The sequence below is a fragment of the Nonomuraea bangladeshensis genome (genome assembly GCF_039529455.1).
Classification (GTDB): Bacteria; Actinomycetota; Actinomycetes; order Streptosporangiales; family Streptosporangiaceae; genus Nonomuraea; species Nonomuraea bangladeshensis.
In genome coordinates, this window is record NZ_BAAAMV010000001.1 from 492219 (window position 1) to 509236 (window position 17018).

A 17018-nucleotide genomic window follows, 5' to 3' on the forward strand; every position below is an offset into this window, starting at 1 on the left:
GGCTCTAGCGCAGCAGTCCGGCGGCCCTCGCCCAGCGGTACTTGGCGCCGAGGACCGCGACGGGCTTCTCCGTCGTGTACGGGTACGCGACCACGCCGTGCTCGAACAGGTACTCGCTGGCCTCCTCAACCTCGGTGTCCCCGGCCAGGGACGCCACGACGGGCTTGACGTTGCCCTTCTCCCTCTCCTCCGCCACCACCCGCGCGACGAGCTCGGCGAAGACCATCGGCGGCGTCACGATCGTGTGCCAGTAGCCGAGGACGAGCGCGTGGACGCGGTCGTCGCCGAGGCCGAGGCGGATCGTGTTCTCGTAGGTCGCGGGCGGTTCGCCGCCGGTGATGTCGATGGGGTTGCCGGCCGCGCCGAACGGCGGGATGTAGGCGCGGAAGGCGGCGTCGAGGTCGGGCGGGATCTCCATGAGCGTCAGCCCGGCGTCCACGCAGGCGTCGGAGAGCAGCACGCCGGAGCCGCCCGCCCCGGTGATGATGACGACGTTCTCGCCCTGGGGCGCGGGCATGAGGGGCAGCGCGCGGGCGTACTCCAGCATGTCGTTGAGCCCGGGGGCGCGGACCACGCCGGCCTGGCGGAGGATGTCGTCGTAGACCTTGTCGTCGCCGGCCAGCGCGCCGGTGTGCGAGCCCGCGGCCCGCGCGCCCATCGCGGTGCGCCCGGCCTTGAGCACGATGACCGGCTTCTGCCGGACCACGCGGCGGGCCGCGTCGACGAAGCCGCGCCCGTCCTTGAGGTCCTCCAGGTGCATGGCCACGGCCTTGGTGTTGTCGTCCTGCTCGAAGAAGGTCAGCAGGTCGTCCTCGTCCACGTCGGCCTTGTTGCCGACGCCGACGATGGCGGACACGCCCATCCTGGTGGTGCGGCTGAAGCCCAGGATGGCCATTCCGATGCCGCCGCTCTGCGAGGTCAGCGCGACGCTGCCGCGCACGTCGTAGGGGGTGCAGAAGGTCGCGCAGAGGTTCTCGGGCGTGTAGTAGTAGCCGTAGATGTTGGGGCCGAGCATGCGCACGCCGTGCCGCCTGGCGATCTCGACGATCTCCTTCTGCCCCTCGACGTTGCCGGTCTCGGCGAACCCGGACGGGATCATCACCGCCCCGGCCGCGCCCTTCTCCCCCACCTCCTCCAGCGCGGCGGCGACGAACTTGGCGGGGATGGCGAAGACCGCCACGTCCACCTCGCCGGGCACGTCGGCGACGCTCTTGTACGCCGGCAGCCCCATGATCTCGTCGGCCTTCGGGTTGATCGGCAGGATCCGGCCCCGGTAGCCGCCGTCGATGAGGTTGCGCATGACCGAGTTGCCGATCTTGCCGGTCTCGGCGGAGGCGCCGATGACAGCGACGGAACGCGGCCGGAAGATCCGCGTCATCTGCCGCAGGATCTCCTCCCTGGGCAGCCGGGTGACCTCCTCCGGCCGGTCGCCGACGATGATCCGCACGTCGGCGGCCACGGCTCCCCTGGCGTCGGCGAAGACCGGGTTGAGATCCACCTCGACGATCTCGGGATGGTCGGTGACCAGCCGGCCGACGGCCTCGATCAGCGCGGCCAGCGCCGCCCGGTCCACGGGCTCGGCCCCGCGCGCGCCGCGCAGCACCTCGGCCGCCCGGATGTCGTCGAGCATCGCGAGCGCGTCGTCGCCCGAGACCGGGGCGAGCCGGAAGGTCACGTCCTTCAGCACCTCGACGAGGACGCCGCCGAGGCCGAACGCGACGACCTTGCCGAACGTCGGGTCGGTGACCGCGCCCACGATCACCTCCAGGCCGCCGCCGACGAGCTGCTGCACCTGGACGCCGTCGATCCTGGCGTCGGGGGCGTGCGCGCGGGCGTTGGCGAGGATGGTGTCGTAGCCCTGGCGTACCTCCTCGGGGGTCCGCAGGCCGACCAGCACGCCGCCCGCGTCCGTCTTGTGCAGGATGTCCGGTGAGACGATCTTCAGGACGACCGGGAGCCCGATCTTCCCCGCGAGCTCCGCCGCCTCCTCCGCCGAGCCGGCCAGCCCCTCGCCGGGGGTGGCGATGCCGTACGCCTCGCACAGCAGCCGGCCCTCGGGAGCGGTCAGCGCGGCGCGCCCCTCGGCGCGGGCCCGCTCGATGACGTGCCTGGGATCCATTCAGATGACTCCGTTCGCCTTGAGCTCGGCCAGCTCCTCGGTGCCGACGCCGAGCCGGCCGTAGATCTCCTCGTTGTGCTCGCCGAGCAGAGGCGGGGTGCGGACCTCCACCGGCGAGTCGGACAGCTGCAACGGGCTGGCGACGGTGACGAAGTCGCCGCGCTCGGGGTGCGGGACCGTGACGACGATGCCCTCCTCGCGCAGGCTCTCGTCCTCCACCAGCTCCCGGGTGGACAGGATCGGCCCGCACGGGATGTTCGCGGCGTTGAGCCGGTCCAGGACCGTCCACTTGTCGTGGCGGATCGTCCACTCCTCGATGAGCTGGAACATCTTGTCCAGCTTGGACAGGCGGGCCTCCGGCGTCGCCCACTCGGGGTCGTCGGCCAGCTCGGGCCGGCCGATGATGCCCGAGAGCGGCTGCCAGCCCACCGGCTGGACGATGACGTAGATGTAGTCGTTCGGGCCGCCGGGCGCGCAGCGCACCGCCCAGCCCGGCTGGCCGCCGCCGCTCGCGTTGCCCGAGCGCGGCACCTCGTCGCCGAACGTCCTGTTGGGGTACTCACGCAGCGGGCCGTGCGCGAGGCGCTGCTGGTCGCGGAGCTTGACGCGGCACAGGTTCAGCACGGCGTGCTGCATGGCCACCTGCACGCGCTGCCCGCGCCCGGTCCGCTCGCGCTGGTAGAGGGCGGCCAGGATGCCGGACACCGCGTGGATGCCGGTGCCCGAGTCGCCGATCTGGGCGCCGGTCGCGAGTGGCGGGCCGTCCTCGAAGCCGGTGGTGCTCATCGAGCCGCCCATCGCCTGGGCGATCACCTCGTACGCCTTGAACTTCGCGTACCGGCCGGCGCCGAAGCCCTTGATCGAGGCGTAGATCAGGCGCGGGTTGAGCTCCTGGAGCCGCTCCCACGGGAAGCCCATGCGGTCCACCGCGCCCGGCCCGAAGTTCTCCACCAGGACGTCGGCGTCCTTCACCAGCTCGGTGAAGAGCTGCTTGCCGCGCTCGCTCTTCATGTTGAGCGTGATGCTGCGCTTGTTGCAGTTGAGCATCGTGAAGTAGAGGCTGTCGACGCCGGGCACGTCGCGCAGCTGCTGCCGGGTGATGTCGCCGGTGGGGGCCTCCAGCTTGACCACGTCCGCGCCGAGCCAGGCGAGCAGCTGGGTGCACGACGGGCCGGACTGGACGTGCGTCATGTCGAGGATGCGGACGCCTTCGAGAGCCTTCATCGTCTGACCGCCCTTCGCGGGTGCGCCGTCACTTGTGCGCCGTCACTTGTACATGGTCTGGTTCATGGTTCCGGGGGCGTAGACCTCCGGATCGACCCAGACGTTGATGAGCGCGGGCTTGCCGGACTCGCGCGCCCGCTCCAGCGCGGGGCGGATCTCGGCCGGGTCGCGTACCTCCTCGCCGTGGCCGCCGAGGAGCTTGGCGAAGTCGCCGTAACGGATGTCGCCGAGGGTGTTGCCGACGCGGGCGCGGTCCTCGCCGTACTTCGCGGCCTGGCCGTACCTGATCTGGTTCATCGAGGAGTTGTTGCCGACGATCCCGATGAACGGCAGGTCGAAGCGGACCATCGTCTCGAAGTCCCAGCCGGTGAGGCTGAAGGCGCCGTCGCCGAACAGGCACAGCACCTCCTTGTCCGGCCGGGCCTTCTTGGCCGCCATCGCGAAGGCCATGCCGACGCCGAGCGTGCCGAGCGGGCCCGGGTCCATCCAGTGGCCGGGCGACTTGGGCTGCACGACCTGGCCGGAGAAGGTCACGATGTCGCCGCCGTCGCCGATGTAGATGGTGTCCTCGGTGAGGAACTCGTTGATCTCGTGGACCAGCCGGTAGGGGTCGATCGGCCGGGCGTCGGAGTGCTGGCGGGGCAGTCGCTTCTCGTAGGCCGCGGTCTCGACCGCGCGCAGCTCGTCCATCCACGCCTTGCGCTTGGCCGCGGCGTCGCCGATCCGCCCGCTCGCGGCCTGCGCCGCCGCCGACAGCACGAGACCGGCGTCGCCGACGATGCCGAGGTCGATGTCGCGGTTCTTGCCCACCGTGCGGTAGTCGAGGTCGATCTGGACGACGGTCGCCGACGGGGACAGCCGCTTGCCGTAGCCCATCCGGAAGTCGAACGGGGTGCCGACGATGATGATGAGGTCGGCCTCGGTGAAGGCGTAGCGGCGGCTGAGCTGGAAGTGGTGGGGGTCGCCCGGCGGCAGGGTGCCGCGGCCGGAGCCGTTCATGTAGGCCGGCACGTTGAGCGCCCGGACGAAGTCGATGGCCGCGTCGGTGGCCCGGCAGGTCCAGACCTGGCTGCCGAGCAGGATGCACGGCTTCTCGGCGTGGGCCAGCAGGTCGGCCAGCCGCTCGACGGCCTCCGGGTCGCCCTGCTGGCGGGTGGAGGCCCGGTAGTGGCCCGCCTTCGGGATGCGGGCCCTGTCCAGGGGCACCTTCGCGTCCAGCACGTCACGCGGGATCTCCAGGAACGACGGCCCCGGAGCGCCGTGGTAGCACTCGCGGAAGGCCATCGACACGAGGTCGGCCACCCGTTCGGTGCTCGGCACCGTGGCGGCGAACTTCGTGATCGGGGCCATCATGTCCACGTGCGGCAGGTCCTGCAGTGAGCCCATCTTGTGCTGGCTCAGCGCGCCCTGGCCGCCGATGAGCAGCATCGGGCTCTCCGCCCTGAAGGCGTTGGCCACACCGGTCACCGCGTCGGTCGTGCCGGGGCCGGCGGTGACGACCGCGCAGCCGGGCCGGCCGGTGATGCGGGAGTGCCCGTCGGCGGCGTGTGCGGCGACCTGCTCGTGGCGTACGTCGATGACCTCGATGCCCTCATCGACGCAGCCGTCGTAGATGTCGATGATGTGGCCGCCGCAGAGCGTGTAGATCACGTCCACGCCCTCGGCCTTGAGCGCCTTGGCCACGAGATGACCGCCAGAGATCGTTTCCGACATTCCCTGCCACCCTTCGGAGAGCGCTGTCTTCCGCATACTGCATACCGTATGAAGGCAATGGTTACTCTCTCCCGATCGGCCTGTCCAGCCCCTCAGGGCAACTCGATCAGCTCCACCGGTTCGCCGTCCCAGCCCGGAGAGACCACCGCCAGGGCGTCCGCCAGGGCGGCACCCCAGAGGGATCCCGGCCGGTCATGGCCCACCGGAGCCACGCCTTCCGGCGTGCGGCGGACCGGCACGAGGCGGGTGTCGCGGGGGTGCGCGCGCACGTCGCCGCCCAGCGTGCCGGTCTCGCGGGTCACGGGCGTCCCGGTCAGCCCGCGCAGGGCGGGGACGAGCAGCGTGAGCGCCGCGCCGAGGGCGGCGAACGGGTTGCCGGGCAGCCCGGCCACGAGCGGGCCGTGCGGCAGCCGCGCCAGCGCCTGCGGATGGCCCGGCCGGACCGCGACCCCGTCCACGAGCACGTCGGCGCCGAGGGCATTGAGCACGCCGCGCAGATGGTCGGCGGGTCCCTTCGACGAGGCGCCGCACACCACCACGACGTCCGCGCCCCTTCCGGACAGGGCGGCGTGGAGGGCGGACGGGCCGTCCGGGAGGTGGACGGTGTCGGTGACCCGGCCGCCCGCCCACTCGACCAGGCCGGGCAGGAACGGTCCGATGGCGTCGCGGACGCGGCCCGCGCCGGGCCGCCCCTTGTGCACCACCTCGTCCCCGGTGATCAGCACCAGGACGCCGGGGCGGGGCCGTACGAGGAGGTCGTCGTGCCCGAGCGCGGCGGCCAGCCCGAGCGCGACCGGCGTCACCGGCGCGCCCGCCTCCAGCACCACGGCCCCCTCGGGGATGTCCTCGCCGCGCCGCCGGATGTGCCGGCCGGGCTCCACGGCTCCGTCCACGATCCCGTCCACGGTCCCGGCGCCCGCCACGGCGCGCTCGTACGGCACCACCGCCACCGCCCCCGCCGGCACCGGCGCCCCGGTGGCGATCTCCACGGCCTCCCCCGCCGCCAGCGGGCCGGCATGGGCCCGGCCCCCCGCGAGCACCCGCCCGACGAGCCGCCAGGGCCCGTCACCGGCCACGGCGTAGCCGTCCATCGCGGAGACGTCCACGCCGGGCACCGCCACCAGGGCCCGCAGCGGCCCGGCCAGCCGGCATCCGAGCGCCTCGGCCGCCGGCACCGGCACGGCTCCGAGCGGCTTCACGCTCCCGGCCGCGACACGTCGCGCGGCCTCCCATGACATCGCGTCCACCACTGGATCATGCCGCACAACCGTCATCCGCAAGCTCCTTGACCCGCGTTTTTCCATACTGTATACCGAATGCAAATCGGACGCGAGAACGGAGCGCGCAGCATGAAGGTCGCTGTTCTTGGCGCCGGCGCCATCGGCGCGTACGTGGGAGCCGCCCTCCACCGGGCGGGAGCCGAGGTGCACCTGATCGCCCGCGGCGAGCACCTCCAGGCCATCCGCCGCGCCGGTGTGCGGGTGCTGTCCCCCAGGGGCGACTTCACCGCCCACCCCCACGCCACCGACGACCCCACGGAGGTCGGGCCGGTGGACCACGTCTTCCTGGGCCTCAAGGCGAACAGCTACGCCGCGGCGGGCCCCATGATCGCGCCGCTCCTGCACGCGTCCACGAGCATCATCGCCGCGCAGAACGGCATCCCGTGGTGGTACTTCCACCGGCTCAAGGGCCCCTACGAGGGCTACCGCATCGAGAGCGTCGACCCCGGCGGCGCGGTCACGGCCGCGCTGCCCCTGCACCGGGCCGTCGGCTGCGTCGTGTACGCGGCCACCGAGATCGAGAGCCCCGGCGTCATCCGCCACCTGGAGGGCACCCGGTTCTCCATCGGCGAGCCGAGCGGGCTGCTCACCGACCGGTGCCGGACCTTCAGCGAGGCCGCCGTCGAGGGCGGGCTGAAGTGCCCCGTCGAGCGCGACCTGCGCCGCGACGTGTGGATCAAGCTCATGGGCAACATCGCCTTCAACCCGATCAGCGCGCTCGCCCGCGCCACGATGGCCGGCATCTGCCGCCACGACGGGGCGCGCGAGCTGGTCGTGGCCATGATGCGGGAGACGGTGGAGGTGGCGGGGCGGGTCGGCTGCGACCCCGGCGTCTCCATCGAGCGCCGGCTGCGGGGCGCGGAGAAGGCCGGCGAGCACAAGACCTCCACGCTCCAGGACCTGGAGAAGGGCAAGCCGCTGGAGCTGGACGTGCTCCTCGCGGCCGTGGTCGAGCTGGCCGACCTGACCGGCGCGGACGTCCCGACGCTGCGGGCGATCCACGCCGTGAGCGACCTGCTGAACGCGAACCTTGTCCGCGCGGTGTAGCTCCGAATACCGTAGCCTGTATACAGAATGGAGGGATCATGAGCTATGACCGCCTGACCCGTCCACTGGTGCGCGAGAACGGCGTGCTGCGCGAGGCGACCTGGGAGGAAGCGCTGGACCGCGCGGCCGAGGGCTTCCGCCGCAACGTCGCCGAGCACGGCCCCGACTGCTTCGCGATGTTGTCGTGCGCCCGCTCCACCAACGAGATGAACTACGTCGGGCAGAAGTTCAGCCGCGTGGTCATCGGCACCAACAACGTGGACTCCTGCAACCGCACCTGCCACGCCCCCAGCGTGGCGGGGCTCTCCGCCGTGTTCGGCAGCGGCGGCGGCACCTCCTCCTACCAGGAGGTCGAGGACACCGACGTGATCGTCATGTGGGGGTCGGCGGCCCGCAACGCCCATCCGATCTTCTTCCAGCACGTGCTGAAGGGCATCAGGAACGGCGCCAGGATGTTCGCCGTGGACCCGCGCCGCACCGGCACGGCCCAGTGGGCCGACCTGTGGCTCGGGCTCAACGTGGGCACCGACATCCCGCTCGCCCACGCCGTCGCCCGCGAGATCATCCACGCCGGGCTGCACAACGAGGCGTTCATCGAGCGGGCCACCGTGGGCTTCGCCGAGTTCAAGGAGTGCGTCGAGCCCTGGACGCTCACGACCGCCGAGCAGGTCACCGGCGTGCCGGCCGCGGCGATCAGGGAGCTGGCGCACGCGTACGCCCGCGCCGACCGCGCCCAGCTCTGCTGGACGCTCGGCATCACCGAGCACCACAACGCCACCGACAACGTCCGGGCCCTCATCAACCTGGCCCTGCTGACCGGCCACGTCGGCCGCTACGGCTCCGGCCTGTCGCCGCTGCGCGGCCAGAACAACGTGCAGGGCGGCGGCGACATGGGCGCGATCCCCAACCGGCTGCCCGGCTTCCAGGACATCCTCGACCCGGACCTGCGGGCCCGCTTCGAGAGCGCGTGGGGCGCTCCCATCCAGCCCCGCTACGGGCTCAACCTCACCCAGATGCTGGAGGCCATGGCCGAGGGCGAGGTCACCACCTGCTACCTCATCGGGGAGAACCCCGTGCAGTCCGAGGCCGACTCCCTCGCCTGCGCCAAGCGCCTGGCCATGCTCGACCACCTGGTGGTCCAGGACATCTTCCTCACCAAGACCGCCCAGATGGCCGACGTCGTGCTGCCGGCCAGCGCCGCCTGGTGCGAGGCCGAGGGGACGTTCACCAACAGCGAGCGGCGGGTGCAACGGGTCCGCAAGGCGCTCGAACCGCCGGGCGAGGCCCGCGACGACATCTGGATCCTCTGCGAGCTGGCCCGCCGGCTCGGCCACGACTGGGCCTACGACGGCGCCGAGGAGGTCTGGGACGAGCTGCGCTCCCTGTCGCCGCAGCACCGCGGCATGAGCTACCAGCGGCTGACCGAGCTGCAGGGCATCCAGTGGCCGTGCCCGTCGGAGGACGCGCTGGAGCCGCCGTACCTGCACGGGCGGCTCTGGGAGAGCGACCCGGAGCGGCGCGGCGCGCCGGCGCCGTTCGCGGTGCTGGAGCACTCGCCGCCGGTGGACCTGCTGGACGAGGAGTATCCGCTGCGGCTGACCACCGGCCGCCGCCTCGACTCCTACAACACCGGCGTGCAGTCGTCCGGGTTCGCCTCGCCGCTGCGCCGGGGCGAGACCGTCGAGCTGTGCCCCGAGGACGCCGAACGGCTCGGCGTCGCGGCCGGCGAGGACGTACGGATCACCTCGCGGCGCGGCTCGGTCGTCGCGCCCGTCTTCATCGACCCGGCGCTGCGGCCCGGCCTGGTGTTCATGACCTTCCACTTCCCCGACGACGTGGACGTCAACTCGCTGACCATCGAGGCCACCTGCCCGATCGCGGGCACGGCCGAGTTCAAGGCGGCCGCGGTCCGCGTCGAGAAGCTCGTCAAGGCCGGGTGAGGCATGGACATCCGATTCCGCGACGCAGAACCGTCCGACGAGGAGCGCGCGGCCGTCGACGCCGTGCTCGGCCCGCCCGCCACCGGCTGGGAGGGCGGCGCCAGGTCCGCGGCCGACCTGCGCTTCGCCGCCCGCGCCGAGCCTCGGCGCGACCTGCTGCTGCCCGCCCTGCACGCGGTCAACGACCGGGTGGGCTGGATCAGCGAGGGCGCGCTCGACTACGTCTGCCGGCGGCTCACCGTGCCGCCCGCGGAGGCGTACGGGGTGGCGACGTTCTACTCGCTGTTCTCGCTGCGGCCGCGCCCGGCGCGGGTGCTGCACGTGTGCACCGACCTGGCCTGCCAGGCGAAGGGCGGCCGGCGGCTGCGCGAGCAGGTCGAGGAGCGGCTCGGCCCGCCCGGCGAGACCTGGCAGGAGAGCCCCTGCCTCGGCCTGTGCGAACGGGCCCCGGCCGCGCTCGCCCTGGAGGCGGGGACCACGCCGCGCGCCGAGGTGTACGCCCCGGCCGACGCCGACGCCATGGCGAGGACCCCCGCCGACGCGGTTCCGGGCTCCCCCAGCCCCAACGGCAGCGGGCCGCGCCTCGACGTGGCCGGCGACACCCCCGCCGTGGCCGCCGTGCCGCAGGCCGGCCAGGACGGCCTCATCCTGCTGCGGCGGGCCGGCCTGGCCGACCCCGCGAGCCTCGACGACTACCGCGCCACCGGCGGCTACACCGCGCTCCGCCGCGCCTTCGAGCTCGGCCCCGCCGGGGTGATCCGCGAGGTGCTGGAGTCGGGCCTGGTCGGCAGGGGCGGCGCGGCCTTCCCGACCGGCCGCAAGTGGGACGCCGCCGCCCGCCAGCCCGACCACCCCCACTACCTGGTCTGCAACGCCGACGAGAGCGAGCCGGGCACGTTCAAGGACCGGGTGGTCATGGAGAACGACCCGTACGCGCTGGTCGAGGCCATGACCGTGGCGGCGTGGGCGACCGGCTGCGCCCGGGGCTACCTCTACGTCAGGGGCGAGTACCCGAGGGCGGCCGCCCGCCTGGCGCACGCCATCGCCACCGCCCGCGCCCGCGGCCTGCTCGGCCCCGACATCCTCGGCAAGGGCTTCTCCTTCGACATCGAGCTGCGCCGGGGCGCCGGCGCGTACATCTGCGGCGAGGAGACCGCGATCTTCAACTCCATCGAGGGGCACCGCGGCGAGCCGCGCAGCAAGCCGCCGTTCCCCGTGGAGAAGGGCCTGTTCGGCAAGCCGACCGTGGTCAACAACGTCGAGACGCTGGTCAACGTGCTGCCGATCCTGGAGCGCGGGGCGCGGGCGTACGCGGCGGCCGAGCCCAAGCTGTTCTGCGTCTCCGGCGCGGTGGAACGGCCCGGCGTGTACGAGCTGACGTTCGGCGCGACCCTGCGCGAGCTGCTGGAGCTGGCCGGGACCACCGGCACCACCCGCGCGGTGCTGCTCGGCGGGGCCGCCGGGGCGTTCGTCACGGACCTGGACATCCCGCTCACCTTCGAGGGCACCAGGAACGCGGGCGCCACGCTCGGCTCCGGCGTGGTCCTCGTCATCGACGACACCGTGGACCTCAAACAGCTGCTCCTCCGGATCGCCGAGTTCTTCCGCGACGAGTCCTGCGGCCAGTGCGTGCCCTGCCGGGTGGGCACCGTACGCCAGGAGGAGGCCCTGCACCGGCTGTCGCGGCGGGTCTCGCACGACGACCTGGTGCTGCTGCGCGACGTGGGGCGGACCATGCGCGACGCCTCGATCTGCGGCCTCGGGCAGACCGCGTGGAACGCCGTCGAATCGGCCATCGACCGCCTGGGAGTTTTCGAATGATCCCGCTGCAGCCGCCCCGGCGGCTCATCGACGTACAGATCGACGACGAGACCGTACGCGTGCCGGAGGGCGCCACCATCCTCGACGCCTGCCGGGCGGCGGGCAAGGACGTGCCCACCCTCTGCCACGGCGACACCCTCACCCCGAAGAACGCCTGCCGGGTGTGCGTGGTGGAGGTCGAGGGCGCCCGTACCCTCGCCCCCGCCTGCTCGCGCAAGGCCGAGCCGGGCATGAAGGTCGGCACCGGGACCGAGCGCGCCCGGCACAGCCGCAAGGTGGTGCTGGAGCTGCTCGGCTCCTCCGTGGACATGTCCACGACGCCGCGCGCCGCCGAGTGGAACGCCGAGTACGGCGCCGACCCCGCCAGGTTCGGCGCGGACGCGGCCACCGTCGAGCAGCCCGCCAAGGTGGACAACGACCTCTACGTCCGCGACTACAGCAAGTGCATCCTCTGCTACAAGTGCGTGGACGCCTGCGGCGAGCAGTGGCAGAACACCTTCGCCATCGGCGTCGCCGGCCGGGGCTTCGACGCGACGATCGCCACCGAGTTCGACGCCCCGCTCACCGACTCGGCCTGCGTCTACTGCGGCAACTGCGTCGAGGTCTGCCCGACGGGCGCGCTGTCGTTCAAGACCGAGTTCGACATGCGGGCCGAGGGCACCTGGGACGAGACGCGGCAGAGCGAGACCACCACCGTCTGCAGCTACTGCGGCGTCGGCTGCAACCTCACCCTGCACGTCCAGGACAACAAGATCGTCAAGGTGACGTCGCCGCACGACAACCCCGTCACGAAGGGCAACCTCTGCGTGAAGGGCCGCTTCGGGTACGGCTATGTCTAGGGTCCCCGCTCATGTCTAGGGTCACCGTCAAGCGGCGGATCGTCCGCGTCAAGGACCGGGCCCGGCTGCCGGCCGTCGACTCGCTCGCCGCCGAGGAGCCGCTGGAGATCCGGCTCGACGGCACCCCGCTGACCGTCACCATGCGCACGCCCGGCGACGACTTCGACCTCGCCGCCGGCTTCCTCGTCAGCGAGGGGGCCGTCGGCGCGCCCGGCGAGATCGCCACCATCCGCTACTGCGCGGGCGCCACCGTGGACGGCGGCAACACCTACAACGTGCTCGACGTACGGCTCGCCCCCGGCGTGCCCGCGCCCGAGCCGCGCAACTTCTACACCACCTCCTCCTGCGGCGTGTGCGGCAAGGCGTCACTGGAGGCGGTGCGCACCGTCGCCCGCTGGAGCGCCGCCGACGACCCCGTCACGCTGCGGCCCGCCACGGTGACGAGCCTGCCCGACCGGCTGCGGGCCGCCCAGCGCGTCTTCGACCGGACCGGCGGCCTGCACGCCGCCGGCCTGTTCACCGCCGACGGCGAGCCCCTGTGCGTGCGCGAGGACGTCGGCCGGCACAACGCGGTCGACAAGCTCCTCGGCTGGGCGCTGCGCGAAGGACGGCTGCCGCTGCGCGGCTGCGTGCTCATGGTGTCCGGGCGGGCGTCGTTCGAGCTGGTGCAGAAGGCGGTGATGGGCGGGGTGCCGGTGCTCGCCGCCGTCTCGGCGCCGTCGTCGCTGGCCGTCGAACTCGCCGCCGAGGAGGGGCTGACGCTGATCGGGTTCCTGCGCGGGAACTCGATGAACGTCTACACGGGTGAAGGGCGCGTCTGATTGCCTGCGCTTCGCGCAGGCGGGCTCGGTCGCTCAGATCCGTCGCCTTCCCTCGTCGCTACGGTCGCTTCGCTCCCTGCGCTCCTCAGTCCAGGCGACGGCGCTCCCTCGCAAACCCCTGGCGCGCAGCGCCACCAATCCCGTACGCGCAGCGCCCCTCAATCCTCTGCGCGCAGCGCCACCAATCCCGTGCGCGCGGCGCCCCCAATCCCCCTACGCGCAGCGCCCCAATCCCATACGCGCAGCGCCCCTCAATCCCCTGCGCGCAGCGCCACCGATCCCGTGCGCGCGGCGCTCCCCAATCCTCTACGCGCCTTCGTAGCTGCGTCCGGGGGACAGATTTTGACAACCGTTTTCATTTTGGCGCATACTGACTCCCATGATGTCAGGATTTTCCCGGCTGGGTGCGCTCGGTCTGTTGACCGCCGGCGCCCTGCTCAGCGCCACGGCCTGCGGCGGCGGTTCCGGTGTGTCCGAGGTCGGCGCGACCTCCGACGGCAAGCCCGAGGTGGTCGCCGCCTTCTATCCGTTGCAATGGCTGACCGAGCAGGTCGGGGGATCCGACGTCCAGGTGACCGGCCTCACCGCCCCCGGCGTCGAGCCGCACGACCTGGAGCTGGGCATCCAGCAGGTCACCGACCTCCAGAACGCCGCGCTCACCGTCTACGTCAAGGGCGTCCAGCCGGCCGTGGACGACGCGGTCGACCAGGAGAAGAGCTTCGACGCCGCCACCGCCGTCACCACGATCCCCGCCGGCGAGGGCCACGAGCACGAGCACGAGGGCGAGGAGGAGCACGGCCACGACGAGGTGGGCTACGACCCGCACCTCTGGCTCGACCCGTCCCGCATGGCCACCGTCGCCGGCAAGCTCGGCGAGCGCCTGGCCGCCGCCGACGCCGCGCACGCCCAGGCGTACCGGGATCGCGCCGCGAAGACGGCCGCCACCCTGACCACGCTCGACCAGGAGTTCACCAAGGGCCTGACCACCTGCCGGTCCAGGACGATGGTGACGGCGCACGAGGCGTTCGGCTATCTGGCCGACCGCTACAAGCTGAAGCAGGTGGGCATCACCCTCGACCCCGAGACCGAGCCGTCCCCCGCGCGCCTGTCGGAGGTGGCCAAGCTCGCCAGGGCCGAGGGCGTGACCACGATCTTCACCGAGGCCCTGGTGAGCCCGAAGGTGGCCGAGGTGCTCGCGAACGAGGTCGGCGCGAAGACCGCCGTGCTCGACCCGCTGGAGAGCAAGCCCTCCGGTGACTACGTCTCCGCCATGCGCGATAACCTCAAGACTCTTCAAACAGCACTGGGGTGTACGGCATGAGCGAGACGGCCTTCGCGATGACCGGCGGCCGGGTCGCCTACGACGGCAAGCCGATCCTCCGGGGGATCGACCTGACCGTTCACACAGGCGAGGTCGTCGCACTCCTGGGGGCCAACGGCTCGGGCAAGTCGACGCTGGTACGCGCCCTGCTCGGGCTCACGCCGCTCTCGGGCGGCAGCACGCTGATCTACGGCCGGCCACCTTCGCGCTTCCGCGACTGGTGGCGCATCGGCTACGTCCCGCAGCGCCTCCAGGTCGGCGGCGGCGTGCCCGCCACCGTGCGCGAGGTCGTCGCCTCGGGCCGCATCGCCCGCCAGCGCCGCCTGCGCCGCACCAGCGCGGCCGACCGGGCGGCGGTGGCCGCGGCGCTGGAGGCCGTCCGCCTGACCGACCGCGCGGGCGACCCCGTCCAGTCGCTGTCGGGCGGCCAGCAGCAGCGGGTGCTCATCGCCCGCGCGCTGGCGGGCGAGCCGGACACGTACGTGATGGACGAGCCCACCGCGGGCGTCGACGCCGGGACCCAGCACCTGCTCGCCGACACGCTGGCCGGGCTGGTGCTCGGCGGCAAGACCGTGGTGCTGGTCGCGCACGAGCTGGGCCCGCTGGAGCCGGTCATCACGCGCGGCGTCGTCATCGGCGGCGGCCGCATCGCGCACGACGGGCCGCCGCCGCGTCCCGAGGGCGAGTGCGCGCGGCCGGGGCACGAGCACCAGCATCCGCACGCCGCCGAGCCGGTGGCCGGGCCGCTGACCGGGTGGCAGGGGGAACCAAGGTGATCTTCGAACTGCTGGGCGAGCAGCTCTTCCAGCTCGCGCTCGTCGCGGCGCTGCTGGTGGGGCTGTGCGCGCCCGCCGTCGGCACGTTCATCGTGCAGCGGCGGCTCGCGCTGCTCGGCGACGGCATCGGGCACGTGGCGCTGACCGGCGTGGCGCTCGGCTTCCTGACCGGCACGGCGCCGGTGCTGACCGCCGTGCTCGTCTCCGTCGTCGGTGCGGTGGCCATCGAGCTCGTACGCGCGCGCGGACGCACCAGCGGCGACGTGGCGCTGGCGCTGCTGTTCTACGGCGGCATCGCGGGCGGCGTCATGCTCATGGCCGTCGCGCCCGGCGGCAGCAACGCCAAGCTCAACTCCTACCTGTTCGGCGCCATCGCGAGCGTCACCCCGGCCGACATCTGGGTCATCGCCGCGCTGGCCGTGGCCGTGATCGGCGTGGTCGTGATCTTCGGCAGGGAGCTGTTCGTGCTCTGCCAGGACGAGGAGATGGCCCGCGCGAGCGGCCTGCCGGTGCGCTTCCTCAGCCTGCTGATCGCGGTCACGGCCGCGCTGACCGTCGTCATCGCCATGCGGGTGGTCGGGCTGCTGCTGGTCAGCGCGCTGATGGTGATCCCGGTGGCGACGAGTCAGCAGCTCACGCGCGGTTTCCGCGCCACGATGGCGACGGCGATGGTGTTCGGGGTGCTGGCCTCGGTGGGCGGACTGCTCGCCTCCACCGTGTCCCCGAAGGTGCCGCCGGGCGCCTCGATCGTGCTCATCGCTCTCGCCGGCTTCGTCCTGGCCCTCGCTGTCGGTAAATTCGTACGCCGAGGCCGGAGCGACGAGGAGTCCAGAGTGGGTCCAACAATGCGCGTCGAGGAGGTCGCATGACGACGAGACGCGACGCCGTGCACGACACCCTTCGTCAGAGCGAGGGGTTCCGCAGCGCGCAGGACGTCTACGCGGAGATGCGCCTGCACGGCGCCAAGATCGGCCTGACCACCGTCTACCGTGCGCTGCAGGCGCTGGCCGACAACGGTCAGGTCGACGTGCTGCGCACCGACGACGGCGAGTCCGTCTACCGGGCCTGCGCCAGCGAGGTCCATCACCACCACCTCGTCTGCCGCAAGTGCGGGCGCACGGTCGAGGTGGCCGGTCCCGCGGTCGAGCGCTGGGCCGAGGCCGTGGGCAGCGAGCACGGCTTCACCGAGATCACTCACACGGTGGAGGTGTTCGGCACCTGCGCGTCCTGTTCGCCGTCAGCGCCGCCCGCCGGCTGAGCGCCGCGGCGCGAGCCCCACAGCACGCCGAGCACGATCACCGCGCATCCGGCGAGCTGCCAGGGCGAGGGCCGCTCGCCGAGCGCCACCGCCGACAGCGCCACGGTCGTCAGGGGCTGCACGAGCAGGAGCAGCGCGGTGAGCGCGGCCGGTTGCCGTGGCAGCGTGAACGTGATGAGCGACCACCCCAGCACCTGCGGCCCGAGCGCGAGCAGCAGCAGCCAGCCGTGCGCGGGCCAGCTCGGGGCGAGGTCCGCGCCGCCGAAGGCGGGGCTGAGCGCGGCGATCGCCACCGTGGCCACGACGGTGGCGTGCGCGAGCGGCCCGGCCGCGCGGTCCGAGCCGCCCTTCATGAGCAGCAGGAACGCCGCGTACGACACCGATGTGGCCACCCCGGCGAGCACCCCCATGACGGGGTCGTCGCCGTACGCCGCGCTGTCGAACACCCCGGAGATCAGCACCACGCCGCCGAACACCACCGGCGTCGCCACCATGAGCCGCCTCGACGGCCGCTCCCCGAACACCGCCCAGGCCGCGAACGCCACCAGGAACACCTGCAGGTTGCCCAGCACGGTCGCGAGTCCCGCGCCGACGTACGCGATGGCGTGGTGCCAGAACAGCAGGTCGAACGCGAACGTCAGGCCCGCCGCCCAGGCGAGCAGCACCGCCCGGCGCGGCAGCGGGCCGTGTCTGCGCCGCTCCAGCCAGGCCAGCGCCAGCATGGGCGGGATCGCGTACGCGCAGCGGAACAACGCCGACGTCGCCGGCGACACCTCGGCCAGCCGGACCAGCGGCGCGGAGGTGGAGATGACGAGCGCGCCGACGATCGCGATGATCACGATACGACGGTGTGCCCCCA

Annotated in this window: 14 protein-coding genes; 9 read left to right on the top strand and 5 right to left on the bottom strand. The window is 72.7% G+C overall.

What is annotated here, in order from left to right; genetic code table 11:
- Positions 1 to 4 precede the first annotated feature (4 nt).
- The 4 genes from ABD292_RS02060 to ABD292_RS02075 all read right to left on the bottom strand — a co-directional run bounded on the left by ABD292_RS02060 (position 5) and on the right by ABD292_RS02075 (position 6330).
- Positions 5 to 2119 (bottom strand): acetate--CoA ligase family protein, encoded by a 2115-nt coding sequence (locus ABD292_RS02060; protein WP_344204766.1) that lies wholly within the window; start codon positions 2117 to 2119, stop codon positions 5 to 7.
- Positions 2120 to 3343: a formyl-CoA transferase gene (gene frc, locus ABD292_RS02065; protein ID WP_344204767.1), complete on the bottom strand. Its 1224-nt coding sequence runs from the start codon at positions 3341 to 3343 to the stop codon at positions 2120 to 2122. It abuts the gene before it with no gap.
- A 42-nt stretch (positions 3344 to 3385) separates the two neighbouring features.
- Positions 3386 to 5056, bottom strand: a complete 1671-nt coding sequence (locus ABD292_RS02070) for a thiamine pyrophosphate-binding protein (RefSeq protein WP_344204768.1) — start codon at positions 5054 to 5056, stop codon at positions 3386 to 3388.
- A gap of 92 nt (positions 5057 to 5148) precedes the next feature.
- A complete protein-coding gene (locus ABD292_RS02075; RefSeq protein WP_344204770.1) occupies positions 5149 to 6330 on the bottom strand; it encodes a molybdopterin molybdotransferase MoeA in 1182 nt (393 codons plus the stop codon).
- Between the two features lie 75 nt (positions 6331 to 6405).
- On the opposite strand from ABD292_RS02075, the gene ABD292_RS02080 reads away from it, so the two are divergent.
- The 9 genes from ABD292_RS02080 (at position 6406) to ABD292_RS02120 (ending at position 16159) form a co-directional block, all read left to right on the top strand.
- A complete protein-coding gene (locus tag ABD292_RS02080) occupies positions 6406 to 7383 on the top strand; it encodes a 2-dehydropantoate 2-reductase (RefSeq protein ID WP_344205290.1) in 978 nt (325 codons plus the stop codon).
- Between the two features lie 38 nt (positions 7384 to 7421).
- Complete coding sequence (locus tag ABD292_RS02085) at positions 7422 to 9323, top strand: molybdopterin oxidoreductase family protein (RefSeq protein WP_344204772.1); 1902 nt, start codon at positions 7422 to 7424, stop codon at positions 9321 to 9323.
- A gap of 3 nt (positions 9324 to 9326) precedes the next feature.
- A complete protein-coding gene (locus tag ABD292_RS02090; protein ID WP_344204774.1) occupies positions 9327 to 11144 on the top strand; it encodes an NAD(P)H-dependent oxidoreductase subunit E in 1818 nt (605 codons plus the stop codon).
- Positions 11141 to 11983: a 2Fe-2S iron-sulfur cluster-binding protein gene (locus ABD292_RS02095; RefSeq protein WP_344204775.1), complete on the top strand. Its 843-nt coding sequence runs from the start codon at positions 11141 to 11143 to the stop codon at positions 11981 to 11983. The genes ABD292_RS02090 and ABD292_RS02095 overlap by 4 nt, the downstream gene beginning before the upstream one ends.
- A gap of 11 nt (positions 11984 to 11994) precedes the next feature.
- A complete protein-coding gene (gene fdhD, locus ABD292_RS02100; RefSeq protein ID WP_344204776.1) occupies positions 11995 to 12804 on the top strand; it encodes a formate dehydrogenase accessory sulfurtransferase FdhD in 810 nt (269 codons plus the stop codon).
- 379 nt (positions 12805 to 13183) lie between these two features.
- Positions 13184 to 14125, top strand: coding sequence for a metal ABC transporter substrate-binding protein (locus ABD292_RS02105; protein WP_344204777.1), 942 nt, complete (start codon positions 13184 to 13186; stop codon positions 14123 to 14125).
- Positions 14122 to 14901, top strand: coding sequence for a metal ABC transporter ATP-binding protein (locus tag ABD292_RS02110; RefSeq protein ID WP_344204778.1), 780 nt, complete (start codon positions 14122 to 14124; stop codon positions 14899 to 14901). Before ABD292_RS02105 ends, ABD292_RS02110 begins: the two co-directional genes overlap by 4 nt.
- Complete coding sequence (locus ABD292_RS02115) at positions 14901 to 15770, top strand: metal ABC transporter permease (RefSeq protein ID WP_344205292.1); 870 nt, start codon at positions 14901 to 14903, stop codon at positions 15768 to 15770. Before ABD292_RS02110 ends, ABD292_RS02115 begins: the two co-directional genes overlap by 1 nt.
- Positions 15767 to 16159: a Fur family transcriptional regulator gene (locus ABD292_RS02120; protein ID WP_344204779.1), complete on the top strand. Its 393-nt coding sequence runs from the start codon at positions 15767 to 15769 to the stop codon at positions 16157 to 16159. Before ABD292_RS02115 ends, ABD292_RS02120 begins: the two co-directional genes overlap by 4 nt.
- Here the strand turns inward: ABD292_RS02120 and ABD292_RS02125 are convergent.
- Positions 16096 to 16998, bottom strand: coding sequence for a DMT family transporter (locus ABD292_RS02125; RefSeq protein ID WP_344204781.1), 903 nt, complete (start codon positions 16996 to 16998; stop codon positions 16096 to 16098). The two genes, ABD292_RS02120 and ABD292_RS02125, sit on opposite strands and share 64 nt — an antisense overlap.
- Positions 16999 to 17018 lie beyond the last annotated feature (20 nt).